The 13621-nt window shown below is 68.8% G+C and carries 15 protein-coding genes; 3 read left to right on the top strand and 12 right to left on the bottom strand.

Annotated elements, in window-relative coordinates; genetic code table 11:
* Positions 1 to 12 precede the first annotated feature (12 nt).
* Positions 13 to 678, bottom strand: coding sequence for an SDR family oxidoreductase (locus tag ACIPV2_RS05770; RefSeq protein WP_400839288.1), 666 nt, complete (start codon positions 676 to 678; stop codon positions 13 to 15).
* A gap of 81 nt (positions 679 to 759) precedes the next feature.
* Here ACIPV2_RS05770 and ACIPV2_RS05775 point away from each other — a divergent pair, with 81 nt between their 5' ends.
* Both ACIPV2_RS05775 and ACIPV2_RS05780 read left to right on the top strand, forming a co-directional pair.
* The gene (locus tag ACIPV2_RS05775) at positions 760 to 1344 is read left to right on the top strand and encodes a VanZ family protein (RefSeq protein WP_400839290.1); all 585 of its coding nucleotides are present in this window, start codon (positions 760 to 762) and stop codon (positions 1342 to 1344) included.
* A 106-nt stretch (positions 1345 to 1450) separates the two neighbouring features.
* Positions 1451 to 2056: a hypothetical protein gene (locus ACIPV2_RS05780; RefSeq protein WP_400839292.1), complete on the top strand. Its 606-nt coding sequence runs from the start codon at positions 1451 to 1453 to the stop codon at positions 2054 to 2056.
* Positions 2057 to 2058: 2 nt separating this feature from the next.
* On the opposite strand, the gene ACIPV2_RS05785 is transcribed toward ACIPV2_RS05780, so the two are convergent.
* The 11 genes from ACIPV2_RS05785 to ACIPV2_RS05835 form a co-directional block, all read right to left on the bottom strand.
* On the bottom strand, positions 2059 to 2499 hold the full coding sequence (locus ACIPV2_RS05785) for a type II 3-dehydroquinate dehydratase (RefSeq protein ID WP_400839294.1): 441 nt from the start codon (positions 2497 to 2499) through the stop codon (positions 2059 to 2061).
* On the bottom strand, positions 2496 to 3575 hold the full coding sequence (gene aroB, locus ACIPV2_RS05790; RefSeq protein ID WP_400839296.1) for a 3-dehydroquinate synthase: 1080 nt from the start codon (positions 3573 to 3575) through the stop codon (positions 2496 to 2498). The genes ACIPV2_RS05785 and aroB overlap by 4 nt, the downstream gene beginning before the upstream one ends.
* Complete coding sequence (locus ACIPV2_RS05795) at positions 3572 to 4093, bottom strand: shikimate kinase (RefSeq protein WP_400839298.1); 522 nt, start codon at positions 4091 to 4093, stop codon at positions 3572 to 3574. The genes aroB and ACIPV2_RS05795 overlap by 4 nt, the downstream gene beginning before the upstream one ends.
* Positions 4080 to 5309 carry a chorismate synthase gene (gene aroC / locus ACIPV2_RS05800; RefSeq protein WP_400839300.1) on the bottom strand — a complete coding sequence of 410 codons (1230 nt, stop codon included), beginning with the start codon at positions 5307 to 5309 and terminating at the stop codon, positions 4080 to 4082. The genes ACIPV2_RS05795 and aroC overlap by 14 nt, the downstream gene beginning before the upstream one ends.
* Before the next feature lie 4 nt (positions 5310 to 5313).
* Positions 5314 to 6138 carry a shikimate dehydrogenase family protein gene (locus ACIPV2_RS05805; RefSeq protein WP_400839302.1) on the bottom strand — a complete coding sequence of 275 codons (825 nt, stop codon included), beginning with the start codon at positions 6136 to 6138 and terminating at the stop codon, positions 5314 to 5316.
* Between the two features lies 1 nt (position 6139).
* Positions 6140 to 7615, bottom strand: a complete 1476-nt coding sequence (gene mltG / locus ACIPV2_RS05810) for an endolytic transglycosylase MltG (protein ID WP_400839304.1) — start codon at positions 7613 to 7615, stop codon at positions 6140 to 6142.
* Complete coding sequence (gene ruvX, locus ACIPV2_RS05815) at positions 7608 to 8090, bottom strand: Holliday junction resolvase RuvX (RefSeq protein ID WP_400839306.1); 483 nt, start codon at positions 8088 to 8090, stop codon at positions 7608 to 7610. Before ruvX ends, mltG begins: the two co-directional genes overlap by 8 nt.
* Positions 8087 to 10747: an alanine--tRNA ligase gene (gene alaS / locus ACIPV2_RS05820; RefSeq protein ID WP_400839308.1), complete on the bottom strand. Its 2661-nt coding sequence runs from the start codon at positions 10745 to 10747 to the stop codon at positions 8087 to 8089. Before alaS ends, ruvX begins: the two co-directional genes overlap by 4 nt.
* A gap of 64 nt (positions 10748 to 10811) precedes the next feature.
* Positions 10812 to 11000, bottom strand: a complete 189-nt coding sequence (locus ACIPV2_RS05825) for a hypothetical protein (protein WP_071643685.1) — start codon at positions 10998 to 11000, stop codon at positions 10812 to 10814.
* A gap of 82 nt (positions 11001 to 11082) precedes the next feature.
* Positions 11083 to 11712 carry a 30S ribosomal protein S4 gene (rpsD, locus tag ACIPV2_RS05830; protein ID WP_071643686.1) on the bottom strand — a complete coding sequence of 210 codons (630 nt, stop codon included), beginning with the start codon at positions 11710 to 11712 and terminating at the stop codon, positions 11083 to 11085.
* Positions 11713 to 11883: 171 nt separating this feature from the next.
* The gene (locus ACIPV2_RS05835; RefSeq protein WP_400839311.1) at positions 11884 to 13212 is read right to left on the bottom strand and encodes a replication-associated recombination protein A; all 1329 of its coding nucleotides are present in this window, start codon (positions 13210 to 13212) and stop codon (positions 11884 to 11886) included.
* A 77-nt stretch (positions 13213 to 13289) separates the two neighbouring features.
* On the opposite strand from ACIPV2_RS05835, the gene ACIPV2_RS05840 reads away from it, so the two are divergent.
* On the top strand, positions 13290 to 13607 hold the full coding sequence (locus tag ACIPV2_RS05840; RefSeq protein ID WP_400839313.1) for a hypothetical protein: 318 nt from the start codon (positions 13290 to 13292) through the stop codon (positions 13605 to 13607).
* The last annotated feature ends 14 nt before the right edge of the window (positions 13608 to 13621 follow it).

Genomic DNA, 13621 nt, shown 5'->3' on the forward strand with positions numbered 1-13621 from the left:
GCGGCCGCGATGTCAGAACCGTGCCGAGAATCCGCCGTCGGTGTGCAGCAGCTGCCCGCTGATCCAGCGGCCCTCGTCGGAGAGCAGGAATGACGTGATCCCTGCGATGTCGCGGGGCGTACCCGAGCGCCCGAGCGGGTGCTGCGAGGTCAGCATCAGTCGAGTCTCGTCGTCCATCCATCCGGTGTCGATCGGCCCGGGGTTCACGACGTTCGCGGAGATCCCGCGGGGCCCGAACTCACGGGCAGCGGAGATGACGAGCCGGTCCAGCGCGCCCTTCGATGCTCCGTACGGCAGATTCCCCGTAACGTGATCGCTCGTGAATGCGACGATCGCGCCCCCGGTCTCATCGACCTGCCGCGCGAAGGCAGCGATCAGCAACAGGGACGCACGCGCGTTCACGGCGACATGCTGGTCGAAGCTCTCGGCCGTGGTGTCGAGAATGCCGGACTCCACATCATGGGCGTGACTCAGCACTAGAGCCGACAGTGGGCCGTGCTCATGGGAGATCGTGTCGATCAGGGCGGTCGGCGCCTGTGCATCCGATAGGTCGCAGGGGTAGTCCCCTGCGTCCAGGTCGCTGGTAACGACCTTCCACCCGTCGGCGCGGAGTCGAGGAACGATGCCGGCGGCGATGCTGTTCGAACGTGCGGCTCCGGTGACCAGTGCGAGGGGCATTCCTCGACGCTAGCAGCGGCATGGGCCAGGAACTGACGGCGAACTACCGTTCCGCACACCCGAGTCCGATAGGTTCCCGTAGTGTCCACAAATCCGTTCGGTGAGGTTCCCGTTCTGCCGGTGGCGATACCCCTGGGGATCGCGCTGTTCGCTCTGCTGATCGTCGATCTGTCGAGGCGCAAGAATCTCACGCTGCCGCGCGCTATCACTGCAGCCGTCGTCGCGACCTATGCTGCCGGAATCACCGCGAACACGGTCTTCCCGATCTACCTGTCACCCGCCGAAAGCGATACAGCGTGGAGCCCCGCGATCGCACTCGTGCCCTTCTACGACTATGAAGTGGAGGACGCGCTGACGAACCTTGCGGTGTTCCTGCCGCTGGGGTTTCTCATTCCCCTCCTCTTGCAGCGCGCGTCCTGGCAGAAGGTCGTGCTGACCGCCGTCTCGATCAGCCTCGGAATAGAGCTCGCGCAACTCGCCGCCCAGGCCTACTTCTCCGGCGGGCACATCGCCGACATCAATGACCTCATGTGGAACACCGCTGGAGGCGTGATCGGCTACGGCATCTATCTGTCGGCCAGCAGAGTTCCCAGCCTCGCCGCACTCATGAGCCGCTTCCGGTGGCGCGAAGACTCACCGTCGCAACCAGTGCCCGAACACGTATGAGGCGAGCCTGTCGCGTCATCGCACGATCGACCCTGAGCGCAGTCGCAGGTCCGCCATTGTGGGGCGGCTCTGTACAGGCACCTGGGTCGCGTGGTGGACTGGCCGCGTGAGCTTCTTCCCACCTGATCCGCCGATGCCAGAGCAGGACGACGACGAGCCACCCCAGCCGCGATGGTGGCAGGCTCCGGAGAACGAGCTGCCAGTCCTGATCCCGGCATCCGAGGTCCTGGCTGTGACCGACCATGCCGCGGTGGCCCTCGTCGCCGTCGCCGTCTACTCCGATGGGATCGAGCTCCGCATTCAGCGACGCCTGCGCCGCAACGGCATCGCGATCGAGGACTGGAACGAGCTGACCGGCGCCTTCGTGGAGCACATGGGTTTCGGCTCAGCCAATCCGGCCGGGCGCTTCCGCGTCGGCGTGGTGCTGGCCGACGGCACGAAGGTGACCGACGCCTCGCCATTCTTCGGCGGCGGCGATCCGATGGCCGAGCCTGAAGGCTTCACACTCAGCCGACGCGAGCAGGGCGGCGGTGGCGGTCCGCACGCCTACTCGTCGGCCGATCACCTCTGGTTGTGGCCGCTGCCACCCGACGGGCCGATCGAGGTCGTCGTGCAGTGGCCGGCATTCGGCATCGGCGAGACGCGCCTAACCATCGATGCCGGCCCGGTGTCAGAGTCGAGCGCTCGAGCCCGCCCATTCTGGGCCGACTGACTTCAGAGCAGGGCGGCCAGCTCCCGCACGGCGCGCGCGTAGCCGTTCACTCCCCCGCCGACCACGCGCACAGCGGCGATGTCATCGAGGTAGGAGAAGTGCCGGAACTCCTCCCGGGCGTAGACATCGGAGATGTGCACCTCGGCGAACGGCAGGCCGACGCCGGTCAGAGCGTCTCGCAGCGACACCGAGGTGTGCGTGAGCCCGCCGGGATTGATGATGATGGCCGCGCAGTCCTCTCGGGCGGCGTGGATCGCGTCGATCAGCACACCCTCGTGGTTGCTCTGCAGCGCACGCAGCTCGTAGCCGACGTCGGCCGCGGCAGCCGCCGTGAGCTGTTCGACGTCGGCCAGCGTCGCGGTGCCGTAGACATCGGGCTCGCGCGTGCCCAGCAGGTTGAGGTTCGGACCGTTCAGCAGCATCATGCGACGGGCATCGGTCATCCGACGATCTCCTGGTATGCGGCGAACATGAGCGACTCGTCCGGTGCCTGCACCACGGTCGGCTTCGCGATGTCGTCGAGCAGGATGAAGCGCAGCATCCCGCCCCGCGCCTTCTTGTCGCGCTGCATCGTCGCCAGCAGCTGCTGCCAGGCGCCGGCGCGGTAGGTGGTCGGCAACCCGAGCGACTCGAGCACCGACCGGTGCCGGTCGGCTCCCGCATCCGACAGCCGCCCGGCCAGACGCGACAGCTCGGCGGCGTACATCATGCCGATCGAGATCGCGGCACCGTGGCGCCACTGGTAGCGCTCGGCGTGCTCGATCGCGTGCCCGAGAGTGTGACCGTAGTTGAGAATCTCCCGCAGCCCTGCCTCGCGGAAGTCGTCCGAGACGACCTTGGCCTTCATTTCGATCGCGAGCTCCACGGTGCGGCGGAACTCGTCGGTCGTCGGATCGACAGCCCGCTCCGGCGACGCCTCGATGATGTCGAGGATCTCCGGAGCCCAGATGAACCCCGCCTTCACGACCTCTGCATAGCCCGCAGTCGCCTCGTTCGCGCTCAGGCTCTGCAGCTCGTCGAGATCACCGACGACGGCCCGCGGCGCCCAGAACGCGCCGACCATGTTCTTGCCCTCAGCCGTGTTCACGCCGGTCTTGCCGCCGACGGCGGCGTCGACCAGGCCGAGCACCGTGGTCGGCACCTGCACGACCTGCACGCCGCGCAGCCAGGTCGCGGCGACGAAACCGGCGACATCGGTCACCGAACCGCCGCCGTAGCCGACCACCGCGTCGGTGCGGGTGAAGTCAGCCTGGCCCATCACCTGCCAGCAGAACGCCGCGACCTCGATGCGCTTGCCGGCCTCGGCATCCGGGATCTCGGCGAGCAGCACCTCGATTCCGCCGTCGGACATCAGACGCTCGCGCAGTTCTGCTGCGCGCTTGCCGAGGGTCGGCGGATGAACGACGAGCACCTTGCGAACCGCGGGGTTGAGCGCTGCCTGCACGCGGTCGAGGATGCCGCGCCCGACGGTGATGTCGTAGGGGGTCTGTCCGGAGACGCTGATCGTGGTCGTGGTCATGGCTGCTTCCTCCTCCAGGCGGCGATCTCCTCCGCCAGTGCCCGCATGGGTCTGCGTGATGTGTCGACGGTGAGGTCGGCGACCTCCTCGTACCGGCTTCGTCGCTGGTCGAAGATGGTGCGCCAGCGCTCCACCGGGTTCTCGTCGCCCGCCAGAAGCGGGCGAGCGCTTCCGCTGATGCGCCGCTCGACGGCGTCTGCGGTCACGGTCAGGAAGACGACGGGATGCCGGTGCAGCAGGGCGCGAGTATCGGCATCCATCACCGCTCCCCCGCCCAGCGAGACCACGCCGCCCTCTGCGACCGCCACCGCGACGGCTTCGCGCTCGAACTCACGGAACCGCGCTTCGCCGTGAGCGGCGAAGATCTCGGGGATGGGTCCGTGCTCAGCGGCGATGCGCTTGTCGGTGTCGATGAAGGGCACATCGAGCAGACGCGCGACCTTGCGACCGACGCTCGTCTTGCCTGCAGCCATCGGGCCGACCAGCACGAGGGTCAGCGGATGATCAGACGAGCTCATCATGGGCGAGCAGCGCCGCCTCGGATGCCGGTGCGGTGCGCAGCGACTCGGGGATCGCGGCGAGGTAGGAGTCGAGATTGCGTCGTGTCTCGCGGATGCTGTCGCCGCCGAACTTCTCGAGCAGCGAGTTCGCGAGTTCGATGGCGACCATCGCCTCGGCCACGACACCGGCGGCCGGCACCGCGCAGACGTCGGAGCGCTGGTGGTGCGCGGTCGCGGTCTCGCCCGAGGCGACGTCGACCGTGCGCAGAGCGCGTGGCACCGTGGCGATCGGCTTCATGCCGGCGCGGACGCGCAGCACGGTGCCGGTGCTCATACCGCCCTCGATGCCGCCGGCGCGGTCGGATGCCCGTGTGATGCCGTCACTCGCGGAGAACAGCTCGTCGTGGGCGGCCGAGCCGCGGCGGCGGGTGGTCTCGAAGCCGTCGCCGACCTCGACGCCCTTGATCGCCTGGATGCTCATCAGCGCCTGCGCCAGACGGCCGTCGAGCCGGCGGTCCCAGTGCACGTGCGAGCCGATTCCGGGCGGGAGGCCGTACGCGAGCACCTCCACGATGCCGCCGAGGGTGTCGCCGTCCTTGCGGGCGGAGTCGACCTCCTCGACCATGCGGGCGGAGGTCTCGGCGTCGAAGCAGCGCAGCGGATCCGCATCGAGCGCGTCGACGTCGTCCGGCGTGGGCAGCGCGCCGTCATCCGGAGCCTGCACCGGGCCGATCGAGAGCGTGTGGCTCACGAGGCGGATGCCGAGCTCCGACAGGAAGGAGCGGGCGACGGCGCCGAGGGCGACACGCGCGGCGGTCTCCCGCGCGCTGGCACGCTCGAGGATCGGCCGCGCCTCGTCGAAGTCGTACTTCTGCATGCCGACGAGGTCGGCGTGACCTGGCCGCGGGCGGGTGAGCGCCGCTCCCCTGCCGCGGGACTTCTCGGTCAGCTCGGTGGGCGCCGGGTTCATCACCTCGGTCCACTTGGGCCACTCGGTGTTTCCGATCCGCAGCGCGATGGGGCTGCCCAGCGTGAGGCCGTGGCGAACGCCGCTGGAGATGGTCAGCTCGTCCTGCTCGAACTTCATGCGCGAGCCGCGACCGTAACCGAGCTTGCGGCGCTGGAGATCGGCCTGGATGGCCTCGGCCGTGACCGTCACACCGGAGGGCAGACCCTCGACGATGGCGATGAGTTCGGGGCCGTGCGATTCGCCGGCAGTGAGCACGCGGAGCATTGCTCTAGTCTTCCATGCCCGCCGACCGCATGATGTCGACTGTGACGGCCTCGTCGGGCAGCTCGCTCCGCTGGTCGCCATGTCGGAAGATGCGGATCTGGCGGACGGCCTGGAACAGCAGCATCTCGAAGCCCGAGATGACCCGCTTCGAGGGCCAGAGCGCTGCCAGAGCAGAGGGCCACGGCGCGTATGCCGCTTCGAAGAGCGTGCCGCCGACGGCTGCGAGCGGCGTCGCGATGCCGGTGTCGAGCGCGGTGCCGCTCGGCAGAGTGGCGACGGTCGCATCGACGTCGGATGCCGGGGCCGCGAAGTCCGCGGTGCTGACCTGCACGCCGAGGGCCTCGGCGGTCGGGCGCAGGCGGTCGACCGCCTCAGGGCGCCGCGCGCGGAACTCCACCTCGGTCGCCCCGAGATCGCTCAGCGCGACCAGCGCGGATGCCGCGGTGGCGCCGGCCCCGAGGATGCGCGCGCGCCGCACGCCCGTGACCCCGGCGTGCGTGAACGCGTCGACGATGCCGCCCACGTCGGTGTTGAAGCCGCGGAGGGTCTCGCCGAGAAGCAGCGTGTTCACCGCCCCGGTGAGGGCCGCGTGACGGTCGAGCTCGTCTGCGGTGTCGTGCGCGACCTCCTTCAGCGGCATGGTCAGCGACAGCCCGCGCCACGACTCATCGAGCGATGCAAGGGCGGTGGCGAACCCGGCTCTGTCGACCTGACGACGCTCGTACGTCCACTCGAGTCCGAGATGCCGGTAGGCGGCGGAGTGCAGCTGCGGCGAGCGGCTGTGACCGATCGGGTCGCCCCAGACGGCGAGGCGCGTGCGCCCGACCACGTCAGCAGCCCTTGTAGTCGGTGTTCGCCGAGCACCACGCGCGCATCTTCTTGATGCCCTGCTGATGCTCTTCGTAGGTCTCGGAGAACTGTGTCTCGCCGGTCGAGAAGTCGACGGTCACGAAGTACAGCCATGGGCCGTCGACCGGGTGCATGGCGGCGTCGATCGCGGCGTCGCCCGCATTCGCGATCGGCGTCTTCGGAAGCCCGGTGATGACGTACGTGTTCCACGGGTTGTCATCATGCTGCGCGGCTTCCGAGGTGCTCGCCTTCCCGGCGTGCAGCTCCCCGTAGCCGTATTGCGCGGTCGAGTCCATCTGCAGCATCATGCCATCAGCGACACGGTTCGCGATCACCCGCGACACCTTGGGGAAGTCGGCGGTGCGGGCCTCGCGCTCAATGATCGAGGCGATCGTGAGCACGCGCTGCACGTCGTCTGCGGGAACGCCCGCCTTCGCCAGCGACTCGCGGGTGCGATCGACCATGGCGGCGATCACGTCCTGCGCGCTCGAGCCGGGATCGAACGTGTAGATGGCCGGGAACAGCCAGCCCTCGAGGTTCTCTGCGGAGACGCCATACGCTCCGGGATCCTGAACGGCGGCCTGCAGATCCTCGATCGGGATGCCGACGCCCTCCGCGATCCGCGGCAGCGACGAGGCGACGGTGCTGCCCTCGGCGATGCGCACGGTGTTGGCCATGCGATTCTCTGGGTTGGAAAGCGCCTTCAGCGCCGCCGACGCCGTCATCTTCTGCTGGAGCTTGTACACGCCGGGATAGAAGGTGACGTTGGGGTCGTTCTCGATCAGGTAGTCGTAGAACACCCGGTCGGTCTTGGTGACCTTGGCCTGGAAGAGCGCTGTCGACACGGGCGCGCCGGTGTCGCCCTTCTTGATCGTCACGAAGGCCTCGCCGGTGGCGATGCCCGACTCGTAGTCCTTCGGCTCGCCCCACCCCATGATGTCGTCGATCTGTGTCTGGTAGGTGTTGTAGACCCAGACGCCGGCTCCGGCGATGACGCCGCCGATCACCAGCAGCACGATCAGCGCGATCAGGCAGCCGCGGCCGCGACGCTTGCGCGGGACGTGGGTCGCCGCCTCGGGGGCGAACAGCGAGTCGAGAGACTGGTGGTCCGGTTCATCGTGCGCCATCGGGGCGCCGGACGGCGTCGCCGCGACGTCTGCGGACCCCTGGCGATCGCCTCGGCCGACCGGCCGCGGCGAGACGGTCGCCTCGGGCTCCGCGGGGACGGGCGGCGTGTCGTCGCCCGTGACGCGCGATGCGCTGTCTCCGCTGGCTGTCCGGGCACTGGGCACATCACGCTCTGTTGCGTCGCGAGCGGCTGCTTCGCGCAGAGCCCGGCGCGAACCCGGAGCGGGTTCGTCACGTGCGTCGCGTTCGGGCAGCGGCGTGGCAGCCGTGGGAACGTTGTCGAAGAAGTCACCGAGCGAGTCGGGTCTGCGATCGTGCGGATCAGACATCGCGCGGCGGCTCCTGGGCAGGGGGGATCAACGCACCGGCGGGCTTTCCGGTGCTCTTCTCGGTGTCCACGGCATGCTGCAACAGCACCACTGCGGCCACTTGATCGACAATGCTACGAGACTTCTTCTGGGTTCGCCCAGAAGCGCGCAGTGCGGTGTGAGCGCTGACCGTGCTGAGCCGCTCGTCGACCATGCGGACAGCCAGGCCCGAGCGGTGCTGCAGTTCTTCCGCGAAGGCGCGCGCATCCGTGGTCGACAGCGTCTCCTCGCCGCGCATGTTCACGGGCAGGCCCACCACGATCTCCAGCGGCTCCCACTCGGCGACGAGCTGAAGGATGCGATCGATCGACGTCTCCGACCGCGGCACGGTCTCCACCGGCACAGCGAGCATCCCGTCGGGATCGCACCGGGCGACGCCGACGCGCGCCTTGCCGACATCGATCCCGATGCGGGTTCCGCGGCGGAAGCCCGTCACGCTCCTGCGAGCTCCGAGACGATCCGCGCAAGCGCGGCATCCAGAGCCGAAGCATCGGTCCCGCCACCCTGAGCGACATCGTCCTTCCCGCCGCCGCCGCCACCGAGCAGGCCGGCGGCGATGCGCACGAGTGCGCCCGCCTTTGCGCCGGCGGTGCGGGCGGCGTCGTTCGTCGCCACCACGACGATCGGCCGGCCGCCGACCACGCCTCCGAAGGCGACGACCGCGGGGTCGGATCCGAGGCGCTCGCGCACGCTGAGGGCGAGCGTTCGGATGTCATCTGCTGAGCCGATCTCGCCCAGGGATGTCGACGCCACCCGGTATGCGCCGACGCGCGATGCGGCCTCGACGAGAGCAGGGACTCGACCCTCGCGCTCCTTCGCCTCGAACTGCGCGATGCGCTTCTCAGCGGCCTTCAGATTCGCCTGCAGCTCTTCGACGCGGGCCCCGAGCTGGTCGCGCGGCGCCTTGAGCGCAGAGGTCAGCTGCGACACGACGGTGCGCTCGGCAGCCAGCTCACGGAAGGCATCCTGTCCCACGAGAGCCTCGATACGGCGGTTGGATGCTCCGACCGACGACTCGCCCACGAGGCTCACCAGCCCGATCTCCGAGCTCGTCGTCACGTGCGTGCCGGCGCAGAGCTCACGCGACCAGGGCCCGCCGATGTCGACCATGCGCACCACGTCGCCGTACTTCTCGCCGAACAGCGCCATGGCGCCGGCCTCCTTGGCCTCGTCCAGCGAGACGATGCGGGTGGTCACCTCGAGTGCGTCGTTCACCGCCCGGTTGGTGATCTCCTCGATCTCCGAGCGGGTCTCGAGCGAGAGCGGCTGCGACCACGCGAAGTCGAAGCGCATGTACCCGGCACGGTTGAGCGATCCAGCCTGAGTGGCGGTCTTGCCGAGCGTGTCGCGCAGAGCGGCATGCACCAGGTGCGTGGCCGAGTGCGCCTGCTGAGCCGCACGACGATTCGCCGCGTCCACCACGCTGGTCGCGCGGTCATCCACCGAGACCGACCCGGTAGCCACGTGCACGGTGTGGCTGATCAGTCCGGGCACCGGACGCTGCACATCGAGCACGTCGAGTTCGAACCCGGCGCCGACGATCGTACCCTTGTCGGCCACCTGGCCACCCGATTCGGCGTACAGCGCGGTCTCGGCGAGGATGACCTCGGCGACCTGACCCTCGGACGCCGTCTGCGCGGGGGCCCCGTCGACGATCAGTCCGAGCACCCGGGATTCGGTCTGCAGATCGGTGTAGCCGGCGAAGCCGGTCTCCCCCAGCGCGCGGAACTCGCGGTACACCGACACATCGGCGAGCTGTCGCTTGCGGTTGCGGGCGTCGGCCTTGGCGCGGTCGCGCTGCTCCTTCATGAGCGCATCGAACGCCGGGCGATCGACGTCGAGGCCCGCCTCCTCGGCGACCTCGAGTGTGAGGTCGATCGGGAACCCGTACGTGTCGTGCAGCAGGAAGGCGTCGGAGCCGCTGAGCGTGGCGGCGCCCTTCTTCTTCGTGTCGTCGAGCGCGAGGTCGAGGATCGTCGATCCCTGAGCGAGCGTGCGGCGGAACGTCTCCTCCTCGGCGAACGCGGCGGAGGAGAGCGTCGGCCATTCGGTCTCGAGCACGGGGTACGCCGACTTCATGGCATCCCTCGACGCGGCGAAGAGCTCGGGGAACGCCGGCGCGTCGACACCGAGAAGCCGCATCGACCGCACGGTGCGGCGCATCAGACGGCGCAGGATGTAGCCGCGGCCCTCGTTCGAGGGGCGCACGCCGTCGGAGAGGAGCATGAGAGAGGAGCGCACGTGATCGGCGATGACGCGGAAGCGCACGTCGTCTTCGTGCACGGCGCCGTACCTCTTGCCGGAGAGCTCCACGGCGCGGTCGAGAACCGGACGCACCTGGTCGCTCTCGTACATGTTCTCGACGCCCTGCTTGAGGAAAGCGACGCGTTCGAGCCCCATGCCGGTGTCGATGTTCTTCATCGGCAGTTCGCCGACGATGTCGAACTCGGTCTTGCTGCGGACGTTCTCGACGAACTCCTGCATGAAGACGAGGTTCCAGATCTCCAGGAACCGCGAGTCGTCCACGGCAGGTCCGCCGTCCTTGCCGTAGGCGGGCCCACGGTCGAAGAAGATCTCCGAGTCGGGGCCACCGGGGCCGGGCTGCCCGGTGTTCCAGTAGTTGTCGGCGCGCCCGAGTCGCTGGATGCGCTCCGGCTTCAGCCCGATGATGTCGCGCCAGATGGCCTCGGCCTCGTCGTCGGTCTCGTAGACGGTGACCCACAGGTCCTTCTCGTCGAATCCGAGGCCGCCGTCGGCTTCGGAGGAGGTCAGCAGCTCCCACGCGTAGCGGATCGCGCCTTCCTTGAAGTAGTCGCCGAACGACCAGTTGCCCAGCATCTGGAAGAACGTGCCGTGGCGGGCGGTGCGCCCGACCTCTTCGATGTCGTTCGTGCGGATGCACTTCTGCACATCGGCGATGCGCGGGTGCGGAGCGGGAACGACGCCCGTGAGGTACGGGATCATCGGCACCATGCCGGCGACGGTGAAGAGCAGCGAAGGGTCGTCGCTGACCAAGGATGCCGACGGGACGATGAGGTGGTCGTTCTTCTCGAAGTAGTCGAGGTACCGCTGCGCGATCTCCGCAGTTTTCATAGAGCTCGTGGCATTCCTTGCGTGGGAGCGCCGCGTCGGGATGCGCGGCGAGTGTGAATCGGGATCAGTCGTCTGCGGGGTCGGACAGGCGGGCTTCCTGCTGCCGATACGCGTCGCCGATGACGGCGGTGACCTGGGACAGACGGGCGTCGAGGTCGGCGAAGATCTCCTGCCCGCGAGGGTCCTTGTTCATGAAGTGGGCGGCGACGAAACCGCCGATCACGCCGGTCAGGAACCAAGACAGTCTCTTCATCGCTCCATCCTACGACGAGAGGCGCCGGGGAATCCCCGACGCCTCTCGTGCGAGCCTTCGACCGGCTCAGGCACCCAGTGTCTTATCGAGCTGCGTAGTACTCGACGACGAGCTGCACTTCACAGGTCACGGGGACCTCGGCGCGCTTCGGACGACGGACCAGGCGGGCCTGCAGCTTGTCGAGCTCGACCTCGAGGTAGCCCGGAACCGGGGGCAGCACCTCGGCGTGACCGCCGGCTGCTGCGACCTGGAAAGGCTCGAGAGCCTCGGACTTGGCCTTGACGTGGATGAGCTGACCCGGCTTCACGCGGAACGACGGGCGGTCGACGAGCTGACCGTCGACGAGGATGTGACGGTGCACGACCAGCTGGCGAGCCTGCGCGGTGGTGCGGGCGAAGCCGGCACGCACGACGAGGGCGTCGAGACGCATCTCGAGCAGCTCGACCAGGTTCTCACCGGTCAGGCCGTCCTTGCGGCGGGCCTCGTTGAACGCGATGCGCAGCTGCTTCTCGCGGATGCCGTACTGCTCGCGCAGACGCTGCTTCTCACGCAGACGGACGGCGTAGTCGCTGTCAGCCTTGCGCTTGGTGCGGCCGTGCTCGCCGGGAGCGTAGGGACGCTTCTCGAGGTAGCGGGCGGCCTTCGGGGTGAGCGGGATTCCCAGCGCACGGCTGAGACGGACCTTGCGGCGGTCCTGGGACTTCGTGACCACGAAGTGTTCCTTCCGTGACGTGGACGCGTCTTTCGCGCCTCACGGGCGTATCGCCTCGCTTCCTTCTTCTCGACGCGCACGCCGGGGCGCGACAGGAAGTGGTGCAGGAGAGAGGGATGCCCGAAAACTGTGTTTCGAGCCGCTCAATGCTAACAGATCGGGCTGAGCGTCTCAGCGGTCGCCGAGGATCCTGCGGATGCGCTCGAGCCGCGGTGCGATGTCGCGCTCGGCACCGAGGTTCTTCGGCTCGTAGTACCGGCGGCCGACGAGTTCGTCGGGAAGGTACTGCTGCGGCAGGATGCCCGCGTCGCTGTCGTGCGGATAGCGGTAGCCCTTCCCGTGTCCCAGGCGCTTGGCTCCCGCGTAGTGCGCGTCACGGAGATGGATCGGAACCCGCCCGAAGCCGCCCGCCCGCACATCGGATATCGCCTGGTTGATCGCCGTGTAGGCGGCATTCGACTTGGCGGTGGTCGCCAGGTAGATGGTGGCCTCGGCCAGCGGGATGCGGCCCTCGGGCATCCCGATGAAGGCGACGGCGTCGGCCGCCGCGGTCGCGATGCTCAGCGCGTGCGGGTCGGCGAGACCGATGTCCTCCGCGGCGGAGATCACCAGCCTGCGGGCGATGAAGCGCGGGTCCTCCCCCGCCTCGATCATGCGCGCCAGATAATGCACCGCCGCGTCGGGGTCCGAGCCGCGGATCGACTTGATGAACGCGCTGATCACGTCGTAGTGCTCGTCGCCCTGCCGGTCGTACCGCAGCAGCGCGCGATCCACGGCCTGTGCGACGTCCTCATCCGAGACGACGACGCCATCTCCGTCTTCCTGCTTCGACAGCGCGACGGCCGCCGCAGCTTCGAGGCCGGTGAGGGCGCGACGCGCATCGCCCGACGCCAGCCTGATCAGCGCGGCTCGAGCGTCGTCCGAGACCGCGACTGCTCCGCCCAGGCCACGCGCGTCGGTCACCGCACGGTCGAGCAGAACGCCGATGTCATCGTCGGTGAGGGGCTTCAGCGTCAGCAGCAGCGAGCGGGAGAGCAGCGGCGAGATGACGGAGAAGGACGGATTCTCGGTCGTCGCCGCGATGAGGATGACCCACCCGTTCTCGACGCCGGGCAGGAGGGCATCCTGCTGCGCCTTGGTGAACCGATGGATCTCGTCGAGGAAGAGGATCGTCGTCTGCCCGTACAGGTCGCGCTGCGTGACCGCCTCCTGCATGACCTCGCGCACGTCCTTCACGCCCGCCGTGATCGCGGACAGCTCGACGAACCGGCGCCCGGAAGAGCGCGCGATCGCCTGCGCGAGGGTCGTCTTGCCCGTGCCGGGCGGTCCCCAGAGGATGATGGACACGGCGCCGGGCGCCTTGGCATCGGGGTCGGCGAGGGCGACGATCGGCGAGCCCGCGCGCAGCAGATGCTGCTGCCCGGCCACCTCGTCGAGCGAGACCGGTCGCATGCGCACAGCGAGCGGAGTCTGTCCCGACAGGAGGGGCGCGGAGGTCATCGTTCCAGGCTAGCTGGCAGGGCGGACACCGGGCGTGCCCGGGTAGGCTCCTGACGATCGCATCAGGAGGAGGCCCCATGGCAGCACGCGGTTCCCGCAACCCCCAGCGCACGCGTACCGACGCGGAGCGCGCCCGGCTGTATGCGGCGCGCAGCGCGTGGAACGCCAAGATCATCCGGCGTCGTCGGCGCGACACGATCGTGGCCACTGTCATCGGGTCGCTGATCGTCGCGGGCGCTGTCGCCAGCCAGGCCGTGCACGCGCAGATGACCGCACCGGAGCCCGCCCCGACCCAGACGTCGACTCCCGCGCCGACCCCTTCTCCTGAGCCGTCCGAGAGCGCTGATCCCGACGAGACGCCGGCGCCCGCGCCGACGCAGACGCCGGGCGAGTGAACTAGGCTGAGCAA

Origin of the sequence: Microbacterium sp. NPDC089987, from assembly GCF_044748505.1 — a bacterium.
Classification (GTDB): Bacteria; Actinomycetota; Actinomycetes; order Actinomycetales; family Microbacteriaceae; genus Microbacterium.